Raw genomic sequence first — 2,179 nt, forward strand, 5'->3', positions numbered from 1 at the left:
AGGTGATCGTGAAACGCTATGGGCGGGCACGGGCCGCACTGATCAGCTTTGACGATCTGTTTCGCATTTGGGACGCCCAAGCCGAAGAAATAGACGGGCCGGAAGATTTAAAAACCGGTCTGCGCGCAGGCATGCTGCACCCCGAGATCAAACAAGAACTGGCGGCGATCAAAGCCGACAAAGACGCCTACCGCGCGTTGGGGCAAGACAAGCGCTGGAGTGGGTTCTGGGCTTGGGTGAAATCGCTGCACGACGGGCCGTGATCACATCGCCTCGACGATTTTCTTGGTCACAATCCACGTCACAGGAATGGCCGCGACGAAACCGACGGCGGCGGCGATCAGGATGGGGTTCAGGGTGTCATTGCCCGTGACCACAGCGATGATGATACCAATGCCCATGAGCGTGGTGGAGATAATCGAAAACAAGATGCCAGCAAGACGGATCATGTGAGTGCCCTCATATTCAGGTGTTTCGATGAGAGGATATAGGTTTGTCTGGGCTGTGCTTTGATTTGGAGCAAGTCGGAGACCGTAAACATACACGATGCGCAGGTCTAACCGTTTCGCATTGGTGAGCTTGGCGGGCGGTTCATTAGGAAATGCTAGGGCAGCGCGTGACCCTGGGTTGGGTGCTTTAGCGCCCTCCCATGGGGATGAAGAAGGGACCGTCGCCCCCGATGGGGCGGCGAAAGCCCTTCTGAACAGGCGCTGGCCTACGGTGTCGGCCAAGAGAATGAACAAAAGTGTTAAACAATTATTATCACATTTACTTGAACTGATAGCCAGCGATACCCATATTAGTTACCTAGTCAAAAAAGGAGAACCTATTGACATATACTGAAGCACAAATCCGCATCGCTGCTCTCAAAGCACTCTTGCAGGCTCAAGGCCAAACACTCAAAACCAGTCAACTAATCAGAATTTTATCTAAAAATTTAGGGCCGACTGGTCATGATGCAGACATCGCAATAAATAGAAGCGACACATATTTTTCCCAGAAAGTGAGAAATTTAGTCTCACATCGCAATCAAAGTACGGGACTTCAGTCCTGCGGATATGCCGATTACAACAAAGATGATGAGTCTTGGACGCTAACTAAAGTTGGCCGCAGACACGCGACAAATCTTAAGTAAACTTCATTTTCTTATAACCAACAGGTAGCCAAGATATTTCCGTGCTACCAATTTTATCTTTGTCCCAAACAAACCACGCATAGGCAGTTGTTCCGCTGCCTTTGCGTACAACGTCTTTAGGATAAAAGGTAATCCGCTCACTGAACACCCAAACCTTGCTAGGTGGAGCAACGTTGAAAATCGTTTGCTGCCGTTTTGCGCCCTCCAAGAAGGCCAAACGCAATAGAAGCGCAAATTTTTTGTTAGATTTATCCAAACAGCTCGATACGAACTCTTCTGCAGCGTTGAAAGGGGGGTTGGTTATAATGTTATCTGAACGTCCGCTGGCAGTCAGGAAATCGACGTTTGCATCCCCATACCCCCGATCATAGAGGTCGGAGCTACGGACATCGTGGCCAGCGTCCTCAAAGACTTCAGACATAGCCCCATCACCACAAGCACATTCCCAAACATCGCCTGAAAACTTCTCATTGTCCGCCAACGCGTATGTCGCCCACTTTGGAGTAGGATAAAAATCTGGACCATCCATGTCGGCCACGCGCTTCAACGTCGGCTGCGGAGCCGTTACAAACTGCTTGTTCATTTTTGCCTCTTTTTCTTCAGCATAGCCAACGTGGCACCAAGAACAATGGGCCTATGAATCTAAGCAATTTCATATAGATAACACGACACCAAAATGGATGACTAATCGCGCAGCGATTAGTCATCCATCTTCAGCGCGTTAATAAACGCCTGCTGCGGGATCTCCACACGGCCGAATTGACGCATCTTCTTCTTCCCTTTTTTCTGCTTCTCGAGCAGTTTCTTCTTACGCGTCGCATCACCGCCGTAACATTTGGCGGTCACGTCTTTGCGCAGGGCGGCTAGGGTCTCGCGGGCGATGACTTTACCGCCGATAGCGGCTTGGATAGGGATTTTGAACATGTGACGCGGGATGAGTTCTTTGAGCTTTTCACACATGCCACGACCACGGGCGTCAGCGCGTTGGCGGTGGACCATGGTGGAGAGCGCATCGACAGGTTCGTCGTTGACGAGGATGGACAT

At 50.5% G+C, this 2,179-nt stretch carries 4 protein-coding genes and 1 pseudogene; 2 read left to right on the plus strand and 3 right to left on the minus strand.

Annotated elements, in window-relative coordinates; translation table 11 throughout:
• Nucleotides 1-263, plus strand: a 263-nt coding sequence (locus ACSHWX_RS18405; RefSeq protein WP_435669664.1) for a hypothetical protein, incomplete at its 5' end; no start/stop codon positions are given.
• Here ACSHWX_RS18405 and ACSHWX_RS18410 read toward each other — a convergent pair.
• A complete protein-coding gene (locus ACSHWX_RS18410; protein WP_435669665.1) occupies nucleotides 264-449 on the minus strand; it encodes a hypothetical protein in 186 nt (61 codons plus the stop codon).
• Between the two features lie 380 nt (nucleotides 450-829).
• On the opposite strand from ACSHWX_RS18410, the gene ACSHWX_RS18415 reads away from it, so the two are divergent.
• Nucleotides 830-1,135, plus strand: coding sequence for a hypothetical protein (locus ACSHWX_RS18415; RefSeq protein ID WP_435669666.1), 306 nt, complete (start codon nucleotides 830-832; stop codon nucleotides 1,133-1,135).
• Here the strand turns inward: ACSHWX_RS18415 and ACSHWX_RS18420 are convergent.
• Both ACSHWX_RS18420 and ACSHWX_RS18425 read right to left on the minus strand, forming a co-directional pair.
• Nucleotides 1,128-1,718 carry a hypothetical protein gene (locus ACSHWX_RS18420; RefSeq protein ID WP_435669667.1) on the minus strand — a complete coding sequence of 197 codons (591 nt, stop codon included), beginning with the start codon at nucleotides 1,716-1,718 and terminating at the stop codon, nucleotides 1,128-1,130. The two genes, ACSHWX_RS18415 and ACSHWX_RS18420, sit on opposite strands and share 8 nt — an antisense overlap.
• 116 nt (nucleotides 1,719-1,834) lie before the next feature.
• Nucleotides 1,835-2,179 (minus strand): annotated as a pseudogene (locus ACSHWX_RS18425) (elongation factor 4); the annotation flags it as partial.

The organism is Maritalea sp., from assembly GCF_051251695.1.
In the GTDB taxonomy this organism is placed as follows: Bacteria; Pseudomonadota; Alphaproteobacteria; order Rhizobiales; family Devosiaceae; genus Maritalea.